20 protein-coding genes are annotated in these 20,397 nt (G+C 65.6%); 15 read left to right on the top strand and 5 right to left on the bottom strand.

Annotated features, from left to right (window positions below; genetic code table 11):
• Positions 1-9 precede the first annotated feature (9 nt).
• From A6035_RS00980 to A6035_RS00970, 3 genes are all read left to right on the top strand, one after another.
• Positions 10-978 (top strand): alpha/beta hydrolase, encoded by a 969-nt coding sequence (locus tag A6035_RS00980; RefSeq protein ID WP_108846248.1) that lies wholly within the window; start codon positions 10-12, stop codon positions 976-978.
• Positions 979-1,037: 59 nt separating this feature from the next.
• Entirely contained in the window at positions 1,038-2,018 is a 981-nt protein-coding gene (locus A6035_RS00975; RefSeq protein ID WP_108846247.1) for a hypothetical protein, read from the top strand.
• 665 nt (positions 2,019-2,683) lie between these two features.
• Positions 2,684-3,214: a GIY-YIG nuclease family protein gene (locus A6035_RS00970; RefSeq protein WP_108846246.1), complete on the top strand. Its 531-nt coding sequence runs from the start codon at positions 2,684-2,686 to the stop codon at positions 3,212-3,214.
• 141 nt (positions 3,215-3,355) lie between these two features.
• Here A6035_RS00970 and A6035_RS00965 read toward each other — a convergent pair whose 3' ends face one another.
• Complete coding sequence (locus A6035_RS00965) at positions 3,356-3,583, bottom strand: DUF2188 domain-containing protein (protein ID WP_108846245.1); 228 nt, start codon at positions 3,581-3,583, stop codon at positions 3,356-3,358.
• 296 nt (positions 3,584-3,879) lie between these two features.
• Here A6035_RS00965 and A6035_RS00960 point away from each other — a divergent pair, with 296 nt between their 5' ends.
• The 3 genes from A6035_RS00960 to A6035_RS00945 all read left to right on the top strand — a co-directional run bounded on the left by A6035_RS00960 (position 3,880) and on the right by A6035_RS00945 (position 6,188).
• Positions 3,880-4,158 carry a WhiB family transcriptional regulator gene (locus A6035_RS00960; protein WP_108846244.1) on the top strand — a complete coding sequence of 93 codons (279 nt, stop codon included), beginning with the start codon at positions 3,880-3,882 and terminating at the stop codon, positions 4,156-4,158.
• A 259-nt stretch (positions 4,159-4,417) separates the two neighbouring features.
• On the top strand, positions 4,418-5,149 hold the full coding sequence (locus tag A6035_RS00955) for an enoyl-CoA hydratase/isomerase family protein (protein WP_108846243.1): 732 nt from the start codon (positions 4,418-4,420) through the stop codon (positions 5,147-5,149).
• A gap of 787 nt (positions 5,150-5,936) precedes the next feature.
• Positions 5,937-6,188 carry an acyl carrier protein gene (locus A6035_RS00945; RefSeq protein ID WP_108848997.1) on the top strand — a complete coding sequence of 84 codons (252 nt, stop codon included), beginning with the start codon at positions 5,937-5,939 and terminating at the stop codon, positions 6,186-6,188.
• Positions 6,189-6,729: 541 nt separating this feature from the next.
• On the opposite strand, the gene A6035_RS00940 is transcribed toward A6035_RS00945, so the two are convergent.
• Positions 6,730-7,182, bottom strand: coding sequence for a DUF6098 family protein (locus A6035_RS00940; protein WP_200836287.1), 453 nt, complete (start codon positions 7,180-7,182; stop codon positions 6,730-6,732).
• Positions 7,183-7,524: 342 nt separating this feature from the next.
• Between A6035_RS00940 and A6035_RS00935 the strand changes: the two genes are divergently transcribed.
• Positions 7,525-8,010, top strand: a complete 486-nt coding sequence (locus tag A6035_RS00935) for a DUF4383 domain-containing protein (protein ID WP_108846241.1) — start codon at positions 7,525-7,527, stop codon at positions 8,008-8,010.
• Positions 8,011-8,327: 317 nt separating this feature from the next.
• Here the strand turns inward: A6035_RS00935 and A6035_RS00930 are convergent, their stop codons facing one another.
• Together A6035_RS00930 and A6035_RS00925 are read right to left on the bottom strand one after the other, a co-directional pair.
• Positions 8,328-10,349, bottom strand: coding sequence for a CocE/NonD family hydrolase (locus tag A6035_RS00930; RefSeq protein ID WP_108846240.1), 2,022 nt, complete (start codon positions 10,347-10,349; stop codon positions 8,328-8,330).
• A complete protein-coding gene (locus tag A6035_RS00925; protein ID WP_108846239.1) occupies positions 10,349-11,638 on the bottom strand; it encodes an ATP-grasp domain-containing protein in 1,290 nt (429 codons plus the stop codon). The genes A6035_RS00930 and A6035_RS00925 overlap by 1 nt, the downstream gene beginning before the upstream one ends.
• Positions 11,639-11,943: 305 nt before the next feature.
• Here A6035_RS00925 and A6035_RS00920 point away from each other — a divergent pair, with 305 nt between their 5' ends.
• The 8 genes from A6035_RS00920 to A6035_RS00885 all read left to right on the top strand — a co-directional run bounded on the left by A6035_RS00920 (position 11,944) and on the right by A6035_RS00885 (position 19,037).
• Positions 11,944-12,861: an alpha/beta hydrolase fold domain-containing protein gene (locus A6035_RS00920; protein ID WP_108846238.1), complete on the top strand. Its 918-nt coding sequence runs from the start codon at positions 11,944-11,946 to the stop codon at positions 12,859-12,861.
• A 330-nt stretch (positions 12,862-13,191) separates the two neighbouring features.
• Entirely contained in the window at positions 13,192-13,596 is a 405-nt protein-coding gene (locus A6035_RS00915; RefSeq protein WP_108846237.1) for a four-helix bundle copper-binding protein, read from the top strand.
• A 138-nt stretch (positions 13,597-13,734) separates the two neighbouring features.
• Complete coding sequence (locus A6035_RS00910) at positions 13,735-14,061, top strand: YrhK family protein (RefSeq protein WP_108846236.1); 327 nt, start codon at positions 13,735-13,737, stop codon at positions 14,059-14,061.
• A gap of 155 nt (positions 14,062-14,216) precedes the next feature.
• The gene (locus tag A6035_RS00905) at positions 14,217-16,631 is read left to right on the top strand and encodes a molybdopterin oxidoreductase family protein (RefSeq protein WP_108846235.1); all 2,415 of its coding nucleotides are present in this window, start codon (positions 14,217-14,219) and stop codon (positions 16,629-16,631) included.
• Complete coding sequence (locus A6035_RS00900) at positions 16,628-17,110, top strand: hypothetical protein (protein ID WP_108846234.1); 483 nt, start codon at positions 16,628-16,630, stop codon at positions 17,108-17,110. The genes A6035_RS00905 and A6035_RS00900 overlap by 4 nt, the downstream gene beginning before the upstream one ends.
• An 18-nt stretch (positions 17,111-17,128) precedes the next feature.
• A complete protein-coding gene (locus tag A6035_RS00895) occupies positions 17,129-17,560 on the top strand; it encodes a ChaB family protein (RefSeq protein ID WP_108846233.1) in 432 nt (143 codons plus the stop codon).
• Complete coding sequence (locus A6035_RS00890; protein ID WP_108846232.1) at positions 17,560-18,045, top strand: transporter substrate-binding domain-containing protein; 486 nt, start codon at positions 17,560-17,562, stop codon at positions 18,043-18,045. The genes A6035_RS00895 and A6035_RS00890 overlap by 1 nt, the downstream gene beginning before the upstream one ends.
• Positions 18,045-19,037, top strand: coding sequence for a cation efflux transmembrane domain-containing protein (locus A6035_RS00885; RefSeq protein WP_108846231.1), 993 nt, complete (start codon positions 18,045-18,047; stop codon positions 19,035-19,037). Before A6035_RS00890 ends, A6035_RS00885 begins: the two co-directional genes overlap by 1 nt.
• 24 nt (positions 19,038-19,061) lie before the next feature.
• Here A6035_RS00885 and A6035_RS00880 read toward each other — a convergent pair whose 3' ends face one another.
• The gene (locus A6035_RS00880; RefSeq protein ID WP_244192483.1) at positions 19,062-20,090 is read right to left on the bottom strand and encodes a tellurite resistance/C4-dicarboxylate transporter family protein; all 1,029 of its coding nucleotides are present in this window, start codon (positions 20,088-20,090) and stop codon (positions 19,062-19,064) included.
• Between the last annotated feature and the right edge of the window lie 307 nt (positions 20,091-20,397).

Raw genomic sequence — 20,397 nt, 5'->3', positions numbered from 1 at the left:
GAGTCCCCCATGACCAGCGCAGCCCTCCCCCGCCCGCCGTTCGACCCGCAGCTCGAGGCCGTCCTCGGCGAGATTGCCGCCGTCGCGCCGCTGACAATGACCCGCGAGCTGATCCCGTTGGTGCGGCAAAACCCGGCGTTCCATCTCACCGAGGACGACTACGAGCGGATGGGCCTGATCGTCCGCGACGTGTCGATCCCCGGGTACCAGGGCGACGAGATCCTGGTCAGCGTGATCACTCGCAAAGACCATTCGCCAGGAGGCCCGGGGATCTACCACACCCACGGCGGCGGGATGATCAGCGGCGATCGCTTCGCTGGCCTGCAAGCGGTGCTGCCCTGGGTGCTCGACAACGACGCGGTACTCGTCACCGTGGAATACCGTCTCGCCCCGGAGTTTCCTGACCCCTACCCGGTCGAAGACTGCTACGCCGGCCTGGTGTGGGCCGCCGAGAACGCCGACGAGATCGGGTTCCATCCCAAGCGACTGTTCATCGCCGGGGCGAGCGCCGGCGGCGGACTGGCAGCCGGCACCGCACTGATCGCCCGTGACCGGAAGGGCCCGACCCTGATCGGCCAGATGCTCGCCTACCCAATGCTCGACGACCGCAACCAAACGGTCTCGTCCTACCAGTACGACGGCGCGGGACTATGGGACCGCGAGAGCAACCTACTCGGCTGGAGCTGCCTGCTCGGTGACCGCCGCGGCACCGACGACGTGTCGATCTACGCCGCTCCTGCCCGTGCCACAGACCTATCCGGACTACCTCCGGCCTTCATCGACTGCGGGTCCGCCGAGGTTTTCCGTGACGAGGACGTCGCCTATGCCTCCGCACTATGGGCAGCCGGCGTTCAAGCCGAGCTGCACGTGTGGCCAGGCGGCTGGCACGGCTTCGATCTCGGCGCGCCGGACAGCGACATGAGCAAGGCGATGTCGACCGCGCGGCGCGCATGGGTCGCCCGCCTGCTCAATCCCTAGACCGGCGCTCCGCGGTGCGACGTACCCTGGACTGAAGGTCCCATGCAACGGAGCCCACCATGCAAGAACTCGTCGGACGTCTCATTGCCCTCGATCAAGAGGCCAGCGAGACCCTCAAGGTCGTAACGTACTTCGACGCCTTGGTGACGGCCGGTGTCGGGCTCGACGGTCTGCTAAGGGGCGCCGCCGCGTTATCCGGAGCGGTGGCTGGCGCGGAAAGGAGCGGAAAGATCACCCGCTGGGACTCCAGCGGCGCACGCCTGGACGCTAGCGCCACGTCCGTCCGTTCCCCCCAGCGCGTCACCCCGACCGCCAGCGTCTGGCTCGAACGAGCTGGCCGACTCCACGCCAACGACGCCATGGTCGTCGAGCGGCTCGGCTTGGCGGTCGACATTCTCGACAGCCGCAGAGTTCCCGAGAATTCGCTCGACATCGTTCTCGATGCAGGACGCGCGCTCGAGGAGCGGTCGACCGCCCTCGCGAGACTGCATCTCGACCCGAGCACGCGAATTCGGATTATCGGAACGAGCATGGCCCGGCAGGCGCCAGGGGCCGCCTCGACAGTCGTTCCCACCCGCTACGGGATGCTGCGCGCCTCAATCGACCGCAAGGGCGCCGTGCCTGACGGTCGGGCAGGACTAGGTATCTGGGTGCGCGCCGACCATGCACCCGAATCGTGGGAAAGCGCCGTCATCGCCCACCGCCTCACCGGACCGGACCACCCGCGCGTCGATGCGACTGACCTGGGCCTGATGCTACGGCTCGCCCAGTCGTTCGACCCCGAGGAACCGCACGACGATATCCTTGCGCTCCGGCGACTCGACGACCGCGCAGCGGCCGTCCTACTCACCCTCGTCCAGGCAGATAGCATCCGCTCCGCTGCGACTGAGCTCGGCATGCACCATTCCACCGTCCAGGCACGGCACGAGGCGCTCACCCGAGAGCTCAAATACGACCCCAGAACCCCGGTTGGACGCATGCGGTACGTCGCGGCCGGCCTCTTGCTACGGCTTATGGACCCGCCACCATTCGACGAGTGAAGTCAGCCCGCGCCACTGGGTCGAAGCAGCGTTCCTGGCCGCTCGACAGGGCCCACGCCGACAACTTATATTATGACAAGTACAGGTCCAAGACCACTTGCCCGGCCGACGATCGCGAGCAGACTATGCAGACCGGTTTCAGCGGACCAGCCAGATCTCGCCTTCGCGCATCCGGAGTGTGACCCTCTCACCATTGTCGGTGAGGCCGGTGACCTCCACTAGACCGGAGGGCCTAGCGACGTGCCTGCTGGCCCTAACCCAGGACTGCAGCTCCTCGGAATACACCTCGGAGTGGGTCCCCACACCGTTCACCGTCCATTGCCGCTGCGCCAAGCCTGGCCCCCTGTCGATGCAGGCCCCAGGCCGCGTACCCGAGGCGGTGCCGCTGGAAAACTAACGACCGCCTCGATGTTAACCCGCAAGACACGACCTCTTGGCGGTGGCCGATGCAGGGCTCGGATCGCCTGCGATTGGGTAGCCAGGCGTCAGGCCAGTTCTGCGAAGCGCCCGGTGTCGCGCGCCTTTCCCGAGACGATGATGGCGTCCCGGGGGTTCAAGATCGAGCCAGCGGCAGCGCAGGTGAAGCCCCCCGGGCGTTTAACGCCACCACGGCTGATTTGGCAATCCGCGGCGTACCGCATCACTCGAGAGAAAGGACATAGCGGATGACTGCCCCACACTCCCCCGGCCCGGCAGCCACGATCGCCGGCCTGAGCTTCACCACCCACCCACTCGGCGGCCTGACCACGCTGCCGGCGGCGCCAGGGCTGTACGCGTGGTGGGCCGCCCCGGACATCATCCCGAACCTCCCTGGTCCCGCTCATCCGAACAATGAGGGTCTTCGCTTGCTCTACCTCGGTATCGCCTCGAACCTGCGGCGCCGGATCATCAGCAACCACCTGCGACGCAGCGGGAGCTCAACCCTGCGCCGCACCCTCGCTGGCCTCCTACTCACCCAGCACAGCTACCGCACCGAGCGCACTGACCGCGTCGTGTTAGTTCCCGAGGACGAGGACCGACTCACAGACTGGATGCACACCCATCTCCGCTTGTCTTGGTACGAGCATCCGGACCCAGCTTCCGTCGAACCCGTCGTCATCGCGCGATGGGCGCCGCCGCTGAACCTCGACCACACCACCGGCGCCACTCGCGACATCGTCAAAGCCGCCCGTACTGCCTACAACACGAGCGCCTGAACACCTCACCCGCCTGTATCAGGACTTATGCAAAGTACACGGGGTTCTCCGTTGTCGAGCTGGACCCCACGAAAGCCCGCAGGCACCAGATGCCGGACCGCATCGAGGTGCACACCAGCTACTGCTCTCGGGTCTAGCAATTCAGCCTTGTGGTGGATGAGGGTCGTTACCGTAGGAGTTGCGTTCACGGATCTGTCCGCTGCGCCCGTGGATGAGATGCTCGACTCCCCGTTCCCGAGCCGTCTGACGTCCGGCCTCTGCTGCGGCGGCCTGGGTGTCGTACTTCTTCGACACGCGGGATGCGCCTTCACTTCGATTGGCCCAGCCGTCGCCGTGGCGGACAGTGTGCACGTTGGCCTTCTTCGCCATAACCACCTCGCGGGTTGAGTTTGCGGGCACGGGGCTCTCCGACACAGTTCACGTACGAATCACGAACGGGGAGATGCCGCGCTCCGCGAATATACGTTCGTACGAACATTGCAATTCTACAGCCGGGCTGCGGCACCGTTTGACGTTCTCGACGAGTGTCTCGGTCAATGAGGCGCTCCCTTCAGTCGGCGGACAACGAACTGGTCCACGGCTGCGGTAGGGGCTGGCTAGTGTTAGCCCTGAACTGGACATCAGGGCTCACGTTGGGGCACTCCAGACACGGGACAGGAGCGCGTGTGCCGAGATATCGAAACCTCGAGCCAACTTCGGAATTCTGGTCCTGGCGTGACCAGGCAGCGTGCATCGGTCACGACGACCTGTTCTACAGCGCAGAGGACGAACCCAAGGGCCAGCGACGGCGCAAAGAAGAAGAAGCCCAGTCCATCTGCGACACCTGCCCCGTGCTCAAAACCTGCCGACGGTTCGCAATCGAATCCGAGGAACTGTACGGAGTGTGGGGCGGGCTGACCGAAGCCGACCGGCACAAGATGGCCGGACGTCACCGAACGGGTTGACCCGCGGCCGCGGCTGGGCCCAATATGCCTTCGACCGCGCCAAGGCACCGCAGAAATGTCCAAGCTAACCGGTATCTCCAATGCGAATACCCGGCAGGAAGCCGCTCAGCCAATTCGGAACGGCGAAGTAGTCGGCCGTCGCTCCATTCCACTGCAAGCAGCGGAACCGGCCACTGCCAGGCGATGACGTTGGGCAGACTCTCCGAGTCGCCGCGCGGATTCAGATTCTCCGGGGCACTGTCGCTGCACGCGATTCGACATGGCGCTTCCCGTCTGCGCCGCAGTGATTCGGAGTACTCTTCATGCCCATCTCGACGACGACGGTGATGTCTCGATCCTCTACCTGGGCGAGGCGGACTCGTCCGATCCAGAGAACCGGTTCAATCCGGACTGGCTCGACAGCGTCCACACACTGCTGGACGAGGTCCAGACCCGACCGGGCCCACACGCGCTGGTGACGACAGGCCACGGGAGGTTCTACTCGACCGGGGCGGACCTGGATTGGCGCCTGAACAATCCGGGGCGGGCCGACTGGCTGCTCACCCAGATCCAGCTGCTGATCGCCCGGCTTCTGGTGTTCCCGATGCCGACCGTCGCCGCGCTCCAGGGGCACACTTTCGGCGCCGGGGCATTTCTGGCCATCGCACACGACCACTCGGTGATGCGCAGCGACCGCGGCTACCTCTGCTTTCCGGGTGTCACCCTGGGGGCCGCCTATGCCCCCGGAGTGTTAGAACTGACCGCGGCGCGCCTGCCGGCCCGCGCCGGGCGCGACGCCCTGATGACGGGCCAGCGCTACGGCGGGTCCGAGGCCCACCGGCTCGGCCTGGTCGACGAGGTCGCAGAAGAGTCCGAGGTGCTCTCCACCGCTGTACGGTGGGCTCGCTCGGTTGCCCACACGCGGTCAGACGCCCTCGGGGACATCAAGCGGGGGCTGCACCGGCGGGCGTTCGAGTCGCTACACGAGCCGGTTGCCGGTTACAACGAATAGCTCACAGGGAGCAACATTCTCCTAGCCGAGTACGACCCTTTATGGACGCACTCCGGCCTAATCTGCCGGCGCGCGATTGCCCTCCAGACTGCCGACTCCTACAAGCGAGACGCCACGACGCGGCGCCTGGCGGGGGCGCCTGCACTGGTCATCGACGGCAATTTACGCGCAGCGCTTCTCGGCCGCTCCGCTCAGTGGACGCGACGAACCGGAGACTGAATCGGCGAAGAGCGGTGAGCAGCAATGCCGGGGCACCGAAGGCGCGTAGACACTGATCTGCGGACCGCTAGTCTCTGCCTCACGCTGGCGTGCGTAGTGCTTCAGTTTCCTGATGGCCGCCGGGTCGAGGTGGTCGGCACTGAACAGGTCGATCCACATACGATTACAACCCTGGAGCGCTTCCCCGAGTGTGAGAACGTTGATCAGGCCCTCGCAACTGGTCTCGGTCAGACACCCCTCGAGCTCCAGCCTCAACGGCCCAGGCTCCGTACCGGCGTGGACGATGACATTCAGTGAATGCCTCATGACTCTCCTTTCAAAGCGAAATGAAGAGCTCACTGCCGAGCTCTCTGCTCGCTCTACAAGCCCGCGAACGGGATAACTCAAGCATCGGCAAATTCGCACGTCTGTCCACCGCTCCCCGCCCAGCAGTGAGCGATCCGGAGCCTGGCTGTCCGCCGCAGTCATTCCGGACAGATGCTGACCTCTTGTCGTTGAGCGGATGCATCGGCAGGGCTTGCGCCATATGGTGGCCGACACCGACAGCGTCAACGAAGGAGGATTGGCCATGGCAACAGGGGAGACAGGGTTCGACGACGTCACGTTCGATTTGGTCTCGGTGCAGTACCACTCGCTCAAGGCCGGACATGACTACGGTCAGTATGTGCGCGATGCGCGCAACGCGGGCAAGGACGACATCGCGGAATTCTTCGAACAGGTGATGGCAGAAGATTCCGCACGAGCCAAAAAGTGCCACGAGTTCCTCGTGGCACTCGGCGGCGGGATCGACCAGACAAGCCCACAGGATGGTTCCGTCTAGTTCGGTTACCCACGACGGCCTGGCCGGCCACACCATCACATGGTGACAACGGCGCAGCGACGATCCGGCCCAGTGCTCAAGGCCCTTTTTAGTCGTTGCAAAGTGGTATCGCCTGTGGGTACGGGTGGTCGAGCGTGCACTCCACCATCGCCGAACTCGAGGAGTTCTACCCACGCGAGCCGGGCGTGGTCGTCGACGTCCTCAGGCCGACGTGGGCACGCGGCTGGTCCGAGGTGATCGCCCAGGACAGCTAGCTACAGCTACGAACTGGCCTACGCCTTCGTCGGTGCCAACAGCGAAGAGAAGCTGGTCAGCAAGCACCAGGAGATGGTCGACAGCCTTCGGTTCAAGATCTCCTAACCGCCGGAAGTCGGGGCCGGATTGGACATGGCGTATCGCAACCGCGCCGGCGCAGCACTCGCGCTATCACGAGCGGTTCGCCGACCGTGCAGTGGAAGTGTCCGAAGCGGGTCATCTCCATGGTCAGCGGGCAGCTGTTCCTACATCTCGCACCTAGCGAAATGACGGCCCCGTCGCCTCATCATCGGTCAGCTGGGCCGACGCCAGCAGCAAAGTTGCTGTGATAGATCAGGGTGGCTTCAGAGATGAGGGCAGGTGACAGAACGGCGACCGGTTCAACATCGACCAATAAGGGCTCACAGTCGGGACCGCGGCCAACGCATGTTCCGCGCAACACCCACGGGAAGCGACTGGGATCCTTTTCCATCAAATGTTTGTATTGGCAAAGCTGGCGCGCCAGCCAATCACTCAGCGGCCGTGTCCACCAGGGTTCAGGGTTCAGCGGATTGACGGAGAGGCCAGGAAGTTCCAGCCCGCTTTCCGTATCGATGCTGCCAGACTCTCGATCACGCTCCCAACCGTGTGAATACCGCACGAAGAGCCGCACACCATCAGCCACCAACATCTCCAGCTCGTCCAAGCAGTCAAATCGCTTCACATCTACTGCTCCCCTCTTGGTGCCCGCCAGCGTCATCCTCAGCTACGCGAAACCTCACAATTTACGACTCCTTCCGCGCGAGCGAAAGGGTAGCGGGCTACCCATGCTGTGGATAACTCTGTGAACAAGAGTCCGATCGATCTCCGCCTGAGCGTCTCGCTCCTCGCGTGACCAGTAGTGTCGCCGATACCGCGAGGGTACAGATCCTCGATCTGTGACCCTCCCAGCCCGGCCCGACCGACGAGAAGAGACGACACGTGTTGAACAGTCCGCGGCGCCAGATAGCGATCTTCGCGTCTTTTCCACAGCGCTCGGGTTATAGTGATGTAGCTCACTTATGTGCGGCCCCGGCGTCGACAAAGAAAGAGAGGGCTGGTCATGACCACTGCTCGATCTTCGGGTCTGAGGCCTACTCGCAGCCCCGTCCAGATCGCGGCCCTCGTCTACGGAATCGTTTTCCTGCTCGTGGGCATCGCCGGATTCATCCCCGGACTCACCACGGGCTACGACACCATGCAGTTCGCCGGCCACCATTCGGAGGCCATGTTGTTCGGAGTGTTCCAGGTGTCGATTCTGCACAACATCGTCCACCTGCTCTACGGCGTTGCTGGCCTGATCCTTTTCCGCACGGCCGCACTCGCCCGTCTCTACCTGCTGGTGGGCGGCATCCTCTACCTTGCGCTGTGGGTGTACGGGCTCGCCGTCGGCCACGACTCGGCGGCGAACTTCGTCCCGCTCAATGACGCTGACAACTGGCTACACCTCGGCCTCGGCTTGACCATGGTGAGTCTGTCTTACCTGCCGCGTGCACCCCTGAGCGCCCGCCATACCGCGGCCGACAACCCGCCCGCCAGCGCTACCTGAACTTCTCACATTAGCGAGCCACCGCTGCCCTCGCGCACTGCCTAGAGCCGAGGGTGGGGCGCCATGTGAAAGCAGGCAAGGCAGTCGACACTGGAACGACTACGCCGGCGGCACGCCTGACTCACGATGGGCTCGGTAACGAACTGACGGGACGAAGCCATCCCGGAACCACCCCAGGGCCCCGCCTGAACGGCGAGGCTCTGGAGTCTGTACCCGAGTCAGTACGTCACCCTGTACGCGGACAAGAATCGCCCCGTCGCCTTGAAGGCTGGTGTCCGTGTCCGTTCGGAGAACCATCAGTCTCGGCGCAGGTATCCCTAGACATGGTCGCGGGGAATGGTGTGTGTCCAGTTGCGAGAGGTGATCCGTTCGTCGCCGTGGTAGGCGTCCAGCCGTGCGTGAAGGTGGAGCGCGGTCTCGCTGCAGGACAGGTGCGTCTCGGTGACCGTGGTGGCCTGCCACTCGCCGCGTTCGAAGGTGATGGACCACCGAGTGTGACCGTAGACGGAGGTGAAGTCGTCGGCGACCCACCCGTACTCCTCGGTGACCCGCTTGACCATCTCTAGGTCGATGTCGTCGAAGCGGACCCGTCCGTTGTCTTTGACGATCTCCAGCGCCGACCGGTAGTCGGCGAGATCGCGGCGCACGATCCAGTGGTGCTCGCCCGGGGTCACCTGCGTCATCGGTATCGGCTCGCACCCCTCGGCCTCTCCGAGGTCACGCGCGGGGAGTCGCGCATCGGTCTCGGGCGACCGCGTCGGCAGCACCAGCGCGCTGCCCGGCAGGCACACTGACAGCATCACCGGCCTCGGGGGTGGCCAGGCGAGCGGCCAGTATGAGGTCGACAGCGACAGCCTGATCCGGTGTCCCGCGGGGAAGTGCTGCGCGACACCGTTGAGCTGAACGGTGACTCGGTAGCGCCGGCCGGGTACAAGCGGCTCAGGATGCTCATGTCCGTCGCGGTGCGTCAGGTTGAGCAGTCCGTAGCTCACGCGTGTGGCCCGGCCGTCCGGGGCCACGTCGCTCAGTCGTGCCGCGATCATGGCGACGGGCTGGTCGGCGGAGATTTCCAGCTCCACGCTGGGTGCGCCGAGGATTTCCACCGGCTCGATCAGCGGGTCGGTGTCGAAGACCAGTGAGCCGCCGTCTTCTTCTCGTTGGTCATACGGCAGGTCCGGCGGGGCGTTGTAGGACGCCCATTTCCCGGCGTACTGACCGACCGACAACGGCGACGACACGGTCAGCGTCTCTTCGCGCACGGCCTCTCCTGGGTCGGCGATGCGGTGCGGAGCCAACGGGAACGTCTCCTCCTGCACGTTGGGTGAAGGCCACTGGTCCTCCCCCACCCAGCGGCCGGGCCGCTCCTCATACGACGTCGACGGGGGGACGCTGTCCTGCATCCACATCTGCAGCATCGGCCCGTCGAGGGCGTCGTTGTCGATGTCCTTGAGCCAGTGATCCCACCAGGAGACGAGTTGTTGGAGGTAGCCGATCGCCGGGCCCGGCTGCCCGAGGTGGGGCAGCTTGTGCGACCACGGCCCGATCAGTCCGCGGCGTGGCACGTCGAGATTGGCCAGCAGGCGAGTCACGGTGTTGGAGTAGCCGTCTGCCCAGCCGCTCGAGGCCAGAACCGGCACCCGGATATCGCTGTAGTCCTCCCGCACCGACGCGTGCCGCCAATAGGCGTCGCGACGCTGGTGGGACAGCCAGTTGTCCGCCCACGGGCCGGCGGACTCCAACCGCTCGGTCCACATCTCCAGCCAGCGGTCCCCGACCATCTCCGGATCCGGCGGCAAGGTCGCGTGCGCGAACATCGTTCCGGCCTCGGCGAGATTGTCCGACAGCAGCGCGCCACCCATGTAGTGCATGTCATCGCCGTAGCGGTCATCGGTAAATGAGGAGATCGCGATGGCCTGCAAGCCTTCGGGCCTGCGGGCGGCGATCTGCAAGGCGTTGAAGCCACCCCAGGAGATGCCCATCATCCCCAGGCGGCCGTTGCACCAGGGCTGGTCGGCGAGCCAGGCCAACGCCTCCTCGCCGTCGCGCTGTTCGATCTCGAGGTACTCGTCGAGCAACACCCCGTCCGAATCCCCGGTTCCGCGCAGGTCCACGCGCAGGCAGGCGTAACCGTGCCCGGCGAGATAGGGATGGTGGATGGAATCCCGCCACGCCGTCAGATCACGTTGGCGGTACGGCAAATACTCCATGACCCCCGGGACGGGCCGGTCATCCGAGGAGTGCGGGCGCCAGAGGCGCCCCGCCAAGCGGACGCCATCGGACATCGGGATCCACACTCGCTCCTCGTGGACGGATTCGGGCAACGACGTGACTTCGCGCATCAGGCAACTCCTTCCTGCCGTCCTGAGATCTCGAACGGCAAGCTCTCAACAACCCGCTGGTATTTCTCGACGAGCTCGTCCTCGCTGTCGGCGCCGACATAGACGTAGGCCAGTTCGTAGCTGTAGCTGTCTTGCGCGTCCATGTCGGACAGGCGTGTCCCCGCGTGGGCCTGGACGTCCACGACGACACCGGGCTCGCGAGCATAGAGCTCCTCAAGCTCGTCCGCGGTCGGGGCCCGCTTGACGACCCCGTCCTCATACGCGCGGTGGTACCACTTCGCGGCGATCGCATACGGTCCCTGCCGCATCGGCAGCGTGGGGTCCTCGCCCACACCGATGCTCACCATGCAGTGGTGGTTCGGCAGACCGTCGACGTACTCGAACAGCTCGGCGTGCGACTGGGAGTGCCGCGCGTTAATCTCCAGGAGATGGACGGCGCCGGTGTCCGGGTCGCAGAAGAACTCGATGCTGAACGTGCAGTTGTCGAGCCTGACCTGCCGGACCACCCGCTCGGAGACCTCACGCATGCGATCGACAACCGACTGCGGGAGCTGCGAGGGGTACTGGTGACGCTGGAACGAGGAGGTGCCCGGGTAGTTGAGCGAGTCCAGCGCGCCGTTGAGGACGACCTCGCCCTGGTAGACGTAGCCCTCCGTGGCCGCCTGCTGACCGGTCAGCGCCTCTTCCACGAGGATCGCGGTACCGCCGATCTCCTCGATCTCCCGGGGCAGCTCGGCCTGGCCCATCACGTACTCGAACGGCTCGCCGACCCGGCTGATCCCGGCGGTGATCTCGCGGACGGCGGCCGCGAACGACTCGCCGTCGTCGGCCTTGAACGCCAGTTCCGACGAGAACGACTTGACCGGCTTGAGCCACACCGGGTAGCTCAGCCCCTCCGGCAGCCGCGGGTCCTCGTCGCTCACCAGACCGAAGCCGGGGATCGCGTCCGGGATCACCTTCTGCTGCTCCAGGCGACTCCAGTATTTGTGCTCGCACGCAAGGACGGCCTCCAGCGGCGCGCCCGGCAATCCGTACTCGCGGCACAGGATCGGCACGATGCTGCTCACGGGGAAGTCCCAGTAGCCGACGATGGCGTCGATGCTGCCGTCGAACGACTCCAGTTGGCCGCGCGCACGGTCCAGGAGCTCGGCCATCGGGAAATCGCCCTCGAGGACGTCCTCGGCCTCCAACAGACCGTGGAAACGGTAGTTCACCGCCCCGCCGATATCTTGGAGCGTGCGCCGATTGGCGTCATCGAGTCCCACGACGAAAACGTTCTTCTGACTCATGCCCTCTCCCAACTACTCGCCGCACCGTGTGCCGCCGGGCGGGCCATCGAGCGCCGTGCCCGGAGGGACCGCCCGATGGTCGGGGTGGGTGCCGTGTTCGATTGCCTTACTCCGGCGACGGTACCGATGTCTGACACGCGCGCAATCGGACAGAACCCACGCCCGACAAAGGCAGTTCGACTCTCAAACACTGCAGAGGCCTTGGCATCTCGCCCCGCGGCGGCCCCTGACGTCGCCGCGGAGCTGCTGCTGCGCCGGGTACGGCGCAGGACGCGTCTCCACCGACTGGTCAGTAGCGTGGCCCCATGGTCTCTCTGCGCGCCCGCTTGGTTATGACGTCGCTTCGCGCACGTCGTAGCAAAAAGTTCTATGCGAATCCGGAAACGATGCGCGAGTCACTGCCGCAAGTACAGGATCCACACAAGACCGTGCCGATTCGGTCGGCTTGCCGCGGATTGGATGTGCGCACTGAGATGGTCGCCGGCGTCGGCTGCCACGTGTTTGCTCCCGCTGATGCCGACCAGCGCACCGACACCCGGATCCTTCATCTACACGGGGGCGCGTTTGTGTCCGAGCCGGACAACCACCACTGGAGGTTCGTTCGCGAAGTGGTTTTAAGTACCGGCGCCACGGTAATCTTTCCGATCTACCCGTTGGCACCGGGCGCGGAGCACGAAAAGATCCGAGACTGCGCCATGGCCGTGTACGAACACTTCCTCGCCGATCACCGTGGGCACCGGTTCGTCTTCGGCGATTCCGCAGGCGGAGCACTGGCCGTGTACCTGACCGAGACGCTGCGCGAGCGAGGTGATGGCATGCCGACCGCGCTCGGTCTGTTGTCGCCGTGGCTCGACATGGCGATGTCCGACCCGCGGTCCGAGCAGATCGACCCGAAGGACCCCGAACTCGACATCGACGGACTGCGCCAAGCCGGGCGGTGGTACGCCGGGAACGACGATCTTTCCGCGCCGGAGATCAGTCCCGTGCACGCCGACTACACCGGTTTTCCCCCGATGGCCGTGTTCACCGGCACCCGGGACATCCTCAACCCGGACGCCCGACGAGTCCGCGACGCCGGAGCGCGGTGCCACGTCCACGTCGACTTCCACGAGTATCCCGGAATGTTCCACAACTGGACGATGCAACCGATCCCCGAGGGTCGCCGCGCCCGTCGACAGCTGCACGAGTTCGTGCGACAGATGGAGGACACGACGGTGTCCTGAAACGCGGTCGGTCAGGAGCCGTCGGTTCGTCGAGGTTGTGCACGGGATTGCCCGGACGCGATCGAGGCCTCTGGGGCGATCGTCAGCGCTGCTGGTGGCATGTCGTCCTGGACCGACACTGCGGGAGTCGAAATTCTCGACAACGTCTCCTTCTCAAGATCGGCTTCGGTGGTGATGACCACGCGGCCGACGTAGCGTCGTGGGTGCCCACGAGCCCGGGGCAAGGCTGGCAGCGGTTTCGCTGACGCCGATCGCCGTCCCGGTCGTCCGATTCGACAAGCCGTGCTCCTGCCAGTCGGCGGCGAGACGACGAAACGGAGGAACAAACAAATGAGCATCACCTCGATGATCAAGACGCATCCCAATCCGACCACGGATCTGAACGTGGAGCACCTCGCCGAGGCCATCGACGCCGCTGCGGCCTGCGCGACCATCTGCGCCGCCTGTGCCGACGCTTGTCTTGCTGAGGACTCGGTCGCCGAACTGCGGGACTGCATCCGCACCGATCTGGATTGCGCTGACGTCTGCGCGACCACCGCCTCGGTGTTGAGTCGCCGGACCGGCAGCAACCTGGGCGTCGTCAAGGAACTGCTCACCGCGTGCCGTACCGCGTGCGCGAGCTGCGCCGATGAGTGTGAGAGTCACGCGAGCATGCACGAACACTGCAAGATTTGCGCCGAGGCGTGCCGCCGCTGCGAGAAGGCCTGCGCCGACCTTCTCGGCGCCATCGGCTGATCCTTCCGCCGCCCTCGTCTTCGTCGCCGGCGCGGCGCCGGCGCGTGCGGCGACGAGGAAGGCCGTGTCGCTGTCTGTCCGCCGCCGGTGGTTTAGCGGCCGACGGCCACGCCGACTCCCTACATAGGTTGCGATTCCATGAGCACCGCTTCCCACTCGAGCACCCCATCGACCTCCGGCTCCGACTCGTCGCTGCGGCTTCCTCTCGGGGGAGACGAGGTGGTCATCAACGACCGTTACGAGACGCTGTCCATCGCCAATGACGTACTCATAGCGCTGTTCTTCCTCGTCGGAAGCGTCCTGTTCTTCTTCGACTCCACCCAGACCATCGGCAGCTGGCTTTTCCTGCTCGGTTCGCTGGAGTTCCTCGCACGGCCCGCCATCCGTCTCGCCCGTCGGATCCACCTCAGGCGGATCGGCGCGAGCACGGGACGCCGCGGCACCGACTACGACTACGACTACTGAGCCGGAGCGCTACCGCATATCGCCGCGAATCGACGCCCGAAAACCGCTCCGTGACCTCTCCGGCGCGCATTCTTTCCAGCCGTTCCGATGGACCGGTCGCCGAGCCGGGCGTACGGTCGGCGACTAACCCACAGACCTCGTCCTCAGGAAACTCCATGTCGCACAGGAACCAGTCGGCCCCAGATCGGGTGGCACACCCGTGGGGCGAGCGAACCCCCTACGGCCCCGGCCAGCAGTGGCCCGTCCGGGTGGACACCCACCTAGCCGAAGGAATGGCAGAAGCCGATGTCGATCGTTGGGTGCAGACCGCCTCGATCCTGCACTCCAACGGCGACGGGCTTGACATCGCGGTCGCCGGCGACCGGATCTGCGGGGTGCGCGGGCGCGCCGACGACCGGGTCAACCACGGCCGGCTCGGAGTCAAAGACCTCTACGGCTGGCAAGCCAACTCCTCCCCGGACCGCTTGACCAGGCCTCTGGTCCGCGAGAACGGGGTTCTGGTGGAGACCGACTGGGACACCGCCATGGACCGGATCGTCGGCCGCACGAACGAGTTGCTCGAGGAGCAAGGGCCGAGTGCGATCGGTTTCTACACCACCGGTCAGTTCTTCGCCGAGGAGTACTACACGCTCGGCGTGATCGCCCACGGCGGGATCGGCACTAACCACGTCGACGGCAATACCCGCCTGTGCACCGCGACGGCCGCGGCTGCGCTCAAGGCCTCCTTCGGATGTGACGGCCAGCCCGGCTCGTATGCCGACATCGACCACGCCGATGTCATCTGCCTGTATGGCCACAACATGGCCGAGACGCAGAGCGTGACGTGGATGCGGATCCTCGACCGGCTCGCCGGGGACGAGCCGCCGAAGATCCTGTGCGTCGATCCCCGACCCACGCCGGTCGCCGAGCACGCCACCCTGCATCTGGCTCCGCGCCCGGGCACCAACCTGGCACTGATGAACGGCCTGATCCACGAACTGCTCGAGGCCGGCCACATCGATCGCGACTATGTGGACCGGCGCACCGTCGGATACGACTCGTTGGTGAAGCAGGTCGCCGATTACCCGGCCGAGCGGGTGGCCGAGATCTGCGACGTCCCGGCCGAGCAGATCCGCGCCGCCGCCCGGCTGATCGGGGGCGCCGAGCGCCTGATGTCCACCGTGCTGCAGGGTTTCTACCAGTCCAACCAGGCCACGGCGGCGGCCGTGCAGGTCAACAACATCCACCTACTGCGCGGCATGCTCGGCCGCCCCGGGTGCGGCGTGCTGCAGATGAACGGCCAACCCACCGCGGAAAACACCCGCGAATGTGGCGCCGACGGCGACCTGGCCGGCTTCCGCAACTGGTCCAACACCTCCCATGTCGAGGATCTGGCCCGGATCTGGAACGTCGACCCGATGGACATCCCCCACTATTCGGCGCCCACCCACGCCATGCAGATGATGCGCTACGTGGAGAACGGGTCGATCCGGCTGTTGTGGGTCAGCGGAACGAATCCGGCCGTCTCGCTACCGGAGCTTCGCCGCATCCGGTCGATCTTCTCCCAAGAGCGGCTGACGCTGGTCGTGCAGGACATCTTCCTCACCGAGACCGCACAGCTCGCCGACGTCGTGCTGCCAGCGGCGACCTGGGGTGAGAAGACCGGGACCTTCACCAACACCGACCGCACCGCGCACCTGTCGGAGAAGGCAGTCGACCCGCCGGGGCAGGCCAAGTCGGACCTGGACATCTTCATCGACTACGCCCACCGCCTGGGACTCAAGGACAAGGACGGCGAGCCGCTGATCAAGTGGCACGATCCCGAGTCCGCCTTCAACGCGTGGAAGGAGTGCAGCCGCGGGCGACCTTGCGACTACACCGGCCTGACCTACGACAAACTTCGCGGCGGTTCCGGCATCCAGTGGCCGTGCAATGACGAGAACCCTGGGGGAACAGAGCGGCTCTACTCGGACGGGACGTTCTGGGCGGACCCGGATTACTGCGAGAACTACGGTCGTGACCTGGTCACCGGCGCTCCGAAGGATGCCACCGAGTACAAGGCGATGAATCCGGAAGGAAAGGCGATGCTCAAGGGCGCGGAGTACTTCCCCGCCCACGAACTCCCCGACGACGAGTACCCGCTACAGCTGATCACCGGCCGCACGATCTACCACTTCCACACCCGCACCAAGACGGGACGCGCTCCCGAACTGCAGGCCGCCGCCCCGCAGGTGTGGGTCGAGATCTGCGCCACCGACGCCGCCGTCGCCGGGCTCACCGAAGGAGATCTCGCGCAGATCACCACACCCCGCGGGCAGGTTCGCGCCACGGCCCGGATCACCGGAATCCGGCCGGGCGTGATCTTCCTGCCGTTTCACTACGGGTACTGGGACTCCAGTGCCGGCCCCGGCCCCGGCCCCGATGAGGACGCCTCCGCCACGGCGGCCAACGAGTTGACCCCCACGGACTGGGACCCCGCGTCCAAACAGCCGATCTTCAAAACCGCTGCTGCGCGCATCACCCGGATCGCGGATAACCACGACGCCGCCCGAGGCGAGGCGGCGACAGCGGCCACGGGAGGCCTGACATGAAGCTCGGACCTGTTCTCCGGGAACTGCACCGCTCCGAGGTCAAACTGGGGCACAAACTGCTGCAGACCTCCGAGCGCCACAAGGTCGATCACGAGATCTATCACGTCGGCCGTGACCTCGTCACCTGGTCCCGCAGCCACATCGCCGAGATCGCCCGGATCGGCGGCGACTACGGCCAGGACCTCGACCCCGACCCCCGGCTCGAGCTTGGACTGGCCGAGAAAGCGCGGGAGAAGGGAAGCGAGCTCATTGGCAGGATTGGGGATGCGGATCTGCTCGTGCTCGAGGACCTGCGCACCGTCTACATGGAGGCCTCCGGAGTAGCCATGGACTGGCTCCTCATCGCCCAGGCCGCGCAGGGCCTGCGGCACCGCGACCTTCTCGCGGTCGCGGAGAAATGCCAACCCCAGACCAAGCGCCAGGCCAAATGGGCTAAGGCCAAGCTCAAAGAGACCGCCACCCAGATCCTGGTGAGCTGACGACCGAGAGGAATCGCCATGCCGAAGACAGACAGCGACGGAAACGCGAAGGACAGCGAGCTGCCCTCGACGCTGCAGCGAAGCGACCAGAAGGCCAAGGACACCTTTGCCAAGGCCTACGACTCGGCAGAGGAAGAGTACAGCGACGAGTCCCGCGTCGCGCGGACCGCCTGGAGCGCCGTCAAACACACCCACGAGAAGGTGGGCGACCACTGGGAGCCCAAGGACGGCAAGGGGCCCTCGGATTCACGCTCGGAGAGCGGCGGCCCGAACCCCTCCGGCAAGTCGAAGGGCGGCGTGGACGCCAACGCCAGCAAGGACCACCTCTACGAGCAGGCGCAGAAGCTCGACATCGAGGGCCGCTCCGACATGACCAAGGACGAGCTCGTAGAGGCGCTGCGCAAAGCCAACGACCGCAAGACGAAGAAGAGCCGCGACGGTGACCACTGATGACTGTCAGGGCTGCACTGCGCTTGGGTGGGGTCGTGGGAGCAGCAGTGGTCGTCTTGGCCGGGTGTGGGTCGATTCCCGCAGACACCGAGGACACGTTGGATCGAGCGCGAGGGGGGACGCTCGTCGTAGGCGTGTCTGAACACCCCCCGTGGACCTCGGCCAGCCCGTCAGGGGCTGTGACGGGAACCGAAGCGGAGTTGGTGGAGGGCTTCGCGCAAGGCATCGGCGCAGATGTCGAGTGGCACGTGGGTCCCGAGAGCGTGCTCGCCCGGACCATCGAGGAAGGTGGAGTCGACATCGTGATCGGCGGTCTCACCTCCTCTTCTCCGTGGACCACACACATGGCGCTGACCCGCCCGTACACACAGGCCCAAACCGAGGACGGCAAGACCCGAGACATGGTGATGGGTGTTCCGAAGGGCGAGAACGCGTTGATGGTCGCGTTGGAACGTCACCTCGCCGAGCAGCACGGGGAGATCTGATGTCCACGCACGCGGAACCTCCCGCACCGGACGCTGTCGAGCACATGCCCCCGGAGCAGCGGGACGCGTTCCGAACGGCGATCCGATTGGAATGGATCAGTCTCGGGGTACTCGCGGTGATCGCGGCGGCCGTGGGACTGGTCGCCGGCCAGTCCCAGGCGATGAAAGCCGCCTGGGTCGAGGACCTGCTTTCCCTGCTGCCCCCGATCGCCTTTCTCATTGCCGCCCGGGTGATCCGCCTCCGTGCCACGCGAGAGCACCCGTACGGGCACCACCGCTCGATCGGCGTCGCTCATCTCGTCGCCGCTGTGGCACTGTTCGCGATGGGCTCATTCCTGCTCTACGACTCGGCGATGGGCCTGATCAAGGGCGACAAGCCACCGATCGGTCTGACCGTTCTATTCGGGGTCGATATCTGGGCGGGCTGGCTCATGGTCGTGGTGATGACAGCCTCCGGCATTCCCCCGGTGATTCTCGGGCGAAAGAAGATGCGACTGGCCGAGACGCTGCACGACAAGGTCCTGTTCGCCGACGCCGATATGAACAAGGCCGACTGGATGACCGCCCTCGCCACCGTGGTGGGCGTTCTGGGCATCGGCATCGGCATCTGGTGGGCGGACGCGGCGGCAGCAATCGTCGTCTCGGCGTCGATCCTGTCCGATGGAACGAAGAACATCCGAGCCGCCATCCGCGGGCTCACCGATGTCCGCGCGAGAACATTCGACGAGAAGAAGCCGCATCCACTCACCGACGAGGCCGAACGGCAGACCCGGCTAATCCCCTGGGTCGCCGACGCGGTGGGAAGGGTCCGCGACGAAGGGCATGTCTTCCACGCCGAGATGTTCGTCGTGCCCGAAGACGGCCACATCCCGACTCCCGAGGACCTGGACGCGATCCGCCGCTCGATCACCGACCTGGACTGGAAACTGCGCGATGTAGTGGTCATTCCCACACGCACCATCCCAACCGGCCAGGTCCCGCCTAGCGCGTGACCGGACAGCTCGCACCACGGTGGATCAGTCGGCCCTGTTTCCCCGGCCGATCCAAGACCGCACCATCATCGCCGCAGCGAAACACCAGGCAAGCACCGCGACCCACAGCCATCCCGCACCGATCCGCTCGACGATCGGCAGTGAACTCGCCAACCCCAGGTACATTCCGGCGACGGCATACATGCTCAGTGGGAAAACGACGCTCCACCAGGTGGTCTCATAACGCACCGGGATGTGATGCACCACGTGTCTCCACACTTCGACCGCGATGAGGACGGGGATCAGCCAGGTGGCCCAGGCCCAGAACACCACAGCGAGCCCTGAGACGAGTCCAGCCGTCGCATCCACCATCGGTGTGGACGCCATCTCGACGATCTTGGCTCCGGCGACCACCGTAATCGCCGCCGCACCCATCGCGACCCAATATGGCGGGTCCAGGTCCCGTGGCCGCAACGGATAGAGCAAGAGTCGCAGAGACACGAACATCACGCACGCCAGATAGAGCATGACTCCCACCGACCACGCGGCCACCGCGACGACCGACAGTCCGTTCCGCCCAGTTTCCACCAGAGGTTCGAGCCCGGCCGCCGCGGCGGCCACGGACTGGATGGCGACCACCCAGATGAACCAGGTCCCGTTAGCCTCGGTCAGCACGGGACGCTCGGTTCGCGAGAGCACTGCCGTCCAAGGCACCGTGTACGCGAGCACGAGCCCCGCAACGACGCCGAAACCGAGCAGTAGCATCGCCGCGAAGCGACTGTCGCTGGCGAGCCGGACGGCGAGCACATTCGTTCCAGCCACGAGCGTGAAGAACCCGAAAGCACGGCGAGGGTCACGGAGATCAGCCACGGCCCGGTCGCGATACCGGAGCAGCCGACCTGCCGTGAGCACAACAAGGATCAACCAGGCAGCAACGGCCAGGGCGAGAAAGACCTGCGAGACCGCACCCAACCCCTGCTGAGAGAGACCAACCGAGAGGATCCCCGTCGCCATCACGAACGCGAACGCCCCCGGCGGCAGCCCGGCGACCACCTCTCCTACGCGGCTCTTCACAATCGACCTCCTAGCACCATCGCGCTAGCCCCGGGCGCTGTTCCTCGGTCCCGTATCCAGCTCGGAATTACCATCGACGGACGTCCTCGACCACTCGTTGGCCGCTCAACTCGCCCCACCGTCAACCGACCAGCATCTGGTTGCTAGCTGCTTCGAGCTTGAGCTGAGGTGCCCGATCGACTGATTCCTAGACGACATGGCGTTTCCTGATGACGACGTCGGTGACTCGTCGCTGACCGTAACTCCTGCCCCAGCGACTCGACCACCGCAGCCAGCCAGAAATTCGCCGACGCCCATAACAGACGTA

Source organism: Dietzia lutea, from assembly GCF_003096075.1.
Taxonomy (GTDB): Bacteria; Actinomycetota; Actinomycetes; order Mycobacteriales; family Mycobacteriaceae; genus Dietzia; species Dietzia lutea.
This window is presented reverse-complemented; position numbering and strand designations above follow the sequence as displayed.

Bases quoted from the DNA above. Each gene is read 5' to 3' on its own strand.
- A6035_RS00980 (WP_108846248.1), top strand. From the start codon at position 10: ATGACCAGCGCAGCCCTCCCCCGCCCGCCGTTCGACCCGCAGCTCGAG.
- A6035_RS00975 (WP_108846247.1), top strand. From the start codon at position 1,038: ATGCAAGAACTCGTCGGACGTCTCATTGCCCTCGATCAAGAGGCCAGC.
- A6035_RS00970 (WP_108846246.1), top strand. From the start codon at position 2,684: ATGACTGCCCCACACTCCCCCGGCCCGGCAGCCACGATCGCCGGCCTG.
- A6035_RS00965 (WP_108846245.1), bottom strand. From the start codon at position 3,583: ATGGCGAAGAAGGCCAACGTGCACACTGTCCGCCACGGCGACGGCTGG.
- A6035_RS00955 (WP_108846243.1), top strand. From the start codon at position 4,418: ATGGCGCTTCCCGTCTGCGCCGCAGTGATTCGGAGTACTCTTCATGCC.
- A6035_RS00945 (WP_108848997.1), top strand. From the start codon at position 5,937: ATGGCAACAGGGGAGACAGGGTTCGACGACGTCACGTTCGATTTGGTC.
- A6035_RS00940 (WP_200836287.1), bottom strand. From the start codon at position 7,182: ATGACGCTGGCGGGCACCAAGAGGGGAGCAGTAGATGTGAAGCGATTT.
- A6035_RS00935 (WP_108846241.1), top strand. From the start codon at position 7,525: ATGACCACTGCTCGATCTTCGGGTCTGAGGCCTACTCGCAGCCCCGTC.
- A6035_RS00930 (WP_108846240.1), bottom strand. From the start codon at position 10,349: ATGCGCGAAGTCACGTCGTTGCCCGAATCCGTCCACGAGGAGCGAGTG.
- A6035_RS00925 (WP_108846239.1), bottom strand. From the start codon at position 11,638: ATGAGTCAGAAGAACGTTTTCGTCGTGGGACTCGATGACGCCAATCGG.
- A6035_RS00920 (WP_108846238.1), top strand. From the start codon at position 11,944: ATGGTCTCTCTGCGCGCCCGCTTGGTTATGACGTCGCTTCGCGCACGT.
- A6035_RS00915 (WP_108846237.1), top strand. From the start codon at position 13,192: ATGAGCATCACCTCGATGATCAAGACGCATCCCAATCCGACCACGGAT.
- A6035_RS00910 (WP_108846236.1), top strand. From the start codon at position 13,735: ATGAGCACCGCTTCCCACTCGAGCACCCCATCGACCTCCGGCTCCGAC.
- A6035_RS00905 (WP_108846235.1), top strand. From the start codon at position 14,217: ATGTCGCACAGGAACCAGTCGGCCCCAGATCGGGTGGCACACCCGTGG.
- A6035_RS00900 (WP_108846234.1), top strand. From the start codon at position 16,628: ATGAAGCTCGGACCTGTTCTCCGGGAACTGCACCGCTCCGAGGTCAAA.
- A6035_RS00895 (WP_108846233.1), top strand. From the start codon at position 17,129: ATGCCGAAGACAGACAGCGACGGAAACGCGAAGGACAGCGAGCTGCCC.
- A6035_RS00890 (WP_108846232.1), top strand. From the start codon at position 17,560: ATGACTGTCAGGGCTGCACTGCGCTTGGGTGGGGTCGTGGGAGCAGCA.
- A6035_RS00885 (WP_108846231.1), top strand. From the start codon at position 18,045: ATGTCCACGCACGCGGAACCTCCCGCACCGGACGCTGTCGAGCACATG.